The sequence below is a fragment of the Frankia sp. AiPs1 genome (assembly GCF_023716945.1).
Taxonomy (GTDB): domain Bacteria; phylum Actinomycetota; class Actinomycetes; order Frankiales; family Frankiaceae; genus Frankia.
Genome location: NZ_JAMQQF010000580.1, coordinates 1 through 3,727 on the forward strand (window position 1 = coordinate 1; position 3,727 = coordinate 3,727).

General features: G+C 71.8%; 5 protein-coding genes and 1 tRNA gene. 3 read left to right on the top strand and 3 right to left on the bottom strand.

Going from position 1 to position 3,727, the window contains the following annotated elements; translation table 11 throughout:
- Nucleotides 1–725 (top strand): DUF459 domain-containing protein (locus ND748_RS27695; RefSeq protein WP_251749146.1); only part of this gene is annotated, 725 nt, incomplete at its 5' end.
- A gap of 94 nt (nucleotides 726–819) precedes the next feature.
- Here ND748_RS27695 and ND748_RS27700 read toward each other — a convergent pair.
- Entirely contained in the window at nucleotides 820–1,200 is a 381-nt protein-coding gene (locus ND748_RS27700) for a hypothetical protein (protein ID WP_251749147.1), read from the bottom strand.
- 109 nt (nucleotides 1,201–1,309) lie between these two features.
- Between ND748_RS27700 and ND748_RS27705 the strand changes: the two genes are divergently transcribed.
- Both ND748_RS27705 and ND748_RS27710 read left to right on the top strand, forming a co-directional pair.
- Nucleotides 1,310–1,537 carry a DUF4287 domain-containing protein gene (locus ND748_RS27705; RefSeq protein WP_251749148.1) on the top strand — a complete coding sequence of 76 codons (228 nt, stop codon included), beginning with the start codon at nucleotides 1,310–1,312 and terminating at the stop codon, nucleotides 1,535–1,537.
- A gap of 138 nt (nucleotides 1,538–1,675) precedes the next feature.
- Nucleotides 1,676–2,086, top strand: a complete 411-nt coding sequence (locus ND748_RS27710) for a PPOX class F420-dependent oxidoreductase (protein WP_251749149.1) — start codon at nucleotides 1,676–1,678, stop codon at nucleotides 2,084–2,086.
- Nucleotides 2,087–2,157: 71 nt separating this feature from the next.
- Here ND748_RS27710 and ND748_RS27715 read toward each other — a convergent pair whose 3' ends face one another.
- Together ND748_RS27715 and ND748_RS27720 are read right to left on the bottom strand one after the other, a co-directional pair.
- Nucleotides 2,158–2,916: a Bax inhibitor-1/YccA family protein gene (locus ND748_RS27715; RefSeq protein WP_251749150.1), complete on the bottom strand. Its 759-nt coding sequence runs from the start codon at nucleotides 2,914–2,916 to the stop codon at nucleotides 2,158–2,160.
- A gap of 300 nt (nucleotides 2,917–3,216) precedes the next feature.
- Nucleotides 3,217–3,291 (bottom strand) — tRNA-Leu (locus ND748_RS27720).
- Nucleotides 3,292–3,727: the final 436 nt, after the last annotated feature.

Genomic DNA, 3,727 nt, shown 5'->3' on the forward strand with positions numbered 1-3,727 from the left:
GCGCCGCACCGGGCCCGGCGGCGCCAGAACACCCCGGCACCGCCGGGATACCCGCCGCCCCGCCCCCACTCGCCCCCCTGCGCCTGCCCACCGCCACCGACCCGCTGCGGGTGCTCGTCACCGGCGACTCCCTGACCGAGTCCCTCGGCCCCACCATCACGAACACGGCGCCGGACACGGTCCGGGCGCAGACCGACACCCGGTTCGGCACCGGCCTGGTCCGCCCCGACTTCTTCGACTGGGCCGCCCATGCCCGCGACCAGGTCGCCCAGCGCAACGCGGAGCTGATCATCGTCGCGATGGGTGGCAACGACGGGCAGGGCATCACGCTCCCCGACGGGACGGTGCTGCCCGCCGGATCGGCCGAGTGGGAGGCCGAGTACCAGCGGCGGGCCAGCGTCGTGATGCGGATCTGGACCGGGAACGGGGCCAGGCGGCTGCTCTGGCTCGGCCTGCCCCCGGCCCGCTCCAACCAGCTCAACGGCTACTTCCACCGACTGAACACGGCGACGGCGACCGCGGCGGCGGGGGTGGGCGGTGCGAGCTACCTCGACCTGACCCCGTGGCTGGCGAAGGACGGCGCCTACAGCGACTACCTGACCGCCGCCGACGGCCGGGAGGTACTCGCCCGGTCCCACGACGGGGTGCACCTGACCCTCGACGGGGCCCGGATCGCCGCCGCGCACGTGCTCGACGCAGTCCGGAGCACCTGGCTGCTGCGCTGACACCGAACGGTGCGCGCAGGCCGAACGGTGCGCGCAGGCCGAGGGATGCGCGCAGGCCGAACGGTCGGTCGGGGGCCAGCGGGTCGGGCTGCGATCAGCGCACGCGGAACCCGAAACCGGCGCCGTCGAGGTCCGCACGCGCCCGGGCCACCGCCGCGCGGGCGTCGGCCAGCACCGCGTGGGCGGACGGAAGGGTGGCTCCGGCGGCGTCGAGCGCGGCCAGCAGGTCCTCGGCGAGCACGGCGAGCTGATCGGGCAGGGCGTGGGCGGCGAGTCTCGGCGGACGCATCCCGACGGGCGCACCCGTGCCGATCCGTTCGCCGAGCGCGGCCAGCTCGTCGAGCAGCCGCACCGTGCGCTCCGCCCGGGTCATCCCCGAACTCACCGCGACGTCCCAGGAAGAGCCGGCCCATCCCCGGACGTGCCGGATGAGCAGACCCACCTCCCGAGTGAGATCACCGACCTCATCGGACATCCGGGCAGGATACCCCACGAGGCCGGGGCGGGGCCTTGCCCTTTGCTGTGGCATGGGGCACGCTGGCGACATGAGCCGTTGACGTCGGGTTTTACTTCTGGAGGCGCGCATGTCGCTCAACCGCTCCCCGCAGACCCACCAGAGCCTCATCGAGCGGATCCCGCAGGCAACGGGGCACGGGGTGAACCACTGGCTAAGCCGGCTGGACGACGGTCCGGGCCTGCTGCGCTTCACCGAACGGGTGAACTGGCTGCGCGCCGAGCACAACCTGCCGCACAGCTTCGCGGCCGCCCTCGTCCACGAGGCGGACCTACGGCGGCGGGCAAGCCGGGCGTAGGCACTGCGGCACCTCGGCACCGCGGCACCTCGGCGGCCCCGGTCGGCCGCCACGGCCCCGGCACCCCAACCGATCCGGGCCCGGTCGCGTCCGCGGGTCACGTCGCGGGGTCCACGTCCCGTCGGCCAGAATGTGCGGATGGACCTTGATGCCGCCACCGAGTTCGTCCGCGGTCACCACCGGGCGGTGCTGAGCACCACCCGCCGGGACGGCAGCCCGCAGATGTCGCCGGTGACGGTCGGGGTGGACGCCGAGGGTCGCCTGCTGATCAGCACCAGGCTCACCGCCTACAAGGTCGGCCACGCCGAGCTCGACGCGACCGTGCGGCTGTGCGTGCTGCCGGACGACTTCTTCGGGCCCTGGGTGCAGATCACCGGCACGGCCGAGATCGTCCGGCTGCCGACGGCGATGGATCTGCTCGTCGATTACTACCGTGACATCGCCGGCGAGCATCCCGACTGGGACGACTACCGGGCGGCGATGGTCCGCGATCAGCGCTGCATCCTGCGGATCACGCCCACCGCGGCGGGCCCGGACCGCTCCGGCTGACGACTCGCGCTGGCCTGACTCGTGCTCTGGACTGACTCGCTCTGGCTGGACGCGGCCGGGCGGGCGCCGGGCTACTGGCGCAGCTTGGACAGCAGCCGCAGCATCTCCAGGTAGACCCAGACGAAGCCGATCAGCAGGCCGAAGCCGGCCCGCCAGGCCTCGGAGCGCGGCGCCCCGGCGGCGATCGCCCGCTCGATGTAATCGAAGTCGAGGATGAACTGGAGGCTCGCGACGCCGAGCACCAGCACGCTGAACAGGATGCCCAGCGGGGTCGCGTCGTTGATCACCGGCAGATGGCTCCCGCTGACCGCCCTGACGACCAGGTCGACCAGGCTGAGCAGGACGACACCGAACAGCACACCGGTGACGATGCGAGCCATCCGCGGAGTGGCCCGCAAGCGGCGGCTGCGGTAGGCGAGGAGCATGACGACGAAGATCAGCCCGGTGCCGAGCAAAGCCTGCGGGACGATGCCCGCGAAGTCGTCCTCGTAGAAGCGTGAGATCGCCCCCACCGCGACGCCCTCGATCAGCGCGAAGGCGATGACCAGCGAGGGGCGCAACCGGTTGCGCATCGACACGACCAGGCTGATGACCAGCGCGACGAGCCCGGCAGCCAGCGCGATGCCCGGGGCGTCCCGCCCGACCACCCAGCCGACGGCACCGCCGACGCCCAGCAGGGCGAACAGCCCCAGCGTGTGCACGACCACGTCGTCGACGGTGAGGGTGGTCGGCTGCCGATAGTGGCTGGCGAGCTCCTCCGGGGTGGGCGTCGGCGGCGGCGCGAACCCGCCGCGGCGCAGCACGGGGTTCGAGGAACGAAGGTCGGCCATCGAGCCGGCTCCTCTCGGTCGCCGCCGGGGCAGCGCCACCGTCATGAGTTGGTGCACACGTCAACCACGCAACGAACCCACCGACCGGGAGGTTCCCGTCGGCCGGTCGGCACCGTGGGCGGGAGGCCACGAGCAGCGGTCACGCAAGCTGTAACGAATCTGGGACGGAAAGTAGCGGATTCGACGGCGCACGTAATCATTGCGCCCCCGCGCCGCTACTCACCTCACCTGGCGACGAAGCCTTCCATGCCGACCACCCGCGGCGTTCACCAACGCACGCGGGCGATCAGCAATGGATTGTGCCGGTGGTCGGAGTCGAACCGACACTCGAGCTGTTTTTAGGACAGCCTCCTCTACCAGTTGGGATACACCGGCTCGTCTACATCGTTGATGTTTCTACCACGCTACGTAGGGTCTGGGAATAACACATCGCGGAAAAAGTGGTCCGGAGATGACGGCCCCGACGAAAGCGTGACTCTTCGTGACTAGGGTGCTGCCGCATTGCCATCCCCGCCGATCAGTGGGCGACGCAGATCGCGGGAAAGCCGAGCTCGCGACTCGTTAGCAGCGTCGGGCCAGTCCGGAGATGCCGGATTCCCGCCCCCACCTTGGTGTCGTTAGACGGCGGCGGCCGTTAGGCGACGACCGGTAGGCCGCGACGACCGGTAGGCGGCGACCGGTAGGCGGCGGCGCACCTAAGCGGCGGCGGGTAAGCGGCGGCGGCCGGTGCAGCAGCAGCGGGCGCGGCCGGTGCAGCAGCAGCGGCCGGCGAACCCCACGGGAAGCGGGGATTCACCGGCCGCCGTGGGGT

What these genes read in the sequence shown, in the direction of transcription:
- ND748_RS27700 (WP_251749147.1), bottom strand. Translation starts at nt 1,200, where the DNA reads ATGTCCGATGAGGTCGGTGATCTCACTCGGGAGGTGGGTCTGCTCATC.
- ND748_RS27705 (WP_251749148.1), top strand. Translation starts at nt 1,310, where the DNA reads ATGTCGCTCAACCGCTCCCCGCAGACCCACCAGAGCCTCATCGAGCGG.
- ND748_RS27710 (WP_251749149.1), top strand. Translation starts at nt 1,676, where the DNA reads ATGGACCTTGATGCCGCCACCGAGTTCGTCCGCGGTCACCACCGGGCG.
- ND748_RS27715 (WP_251749150.1), bottom strand. Translation starts at nt 2,916, where the DNA reads ATGGCCGACCTTCGTTCCTCGAACCCCGTGCTGCGCCGCGGCGGGTTC.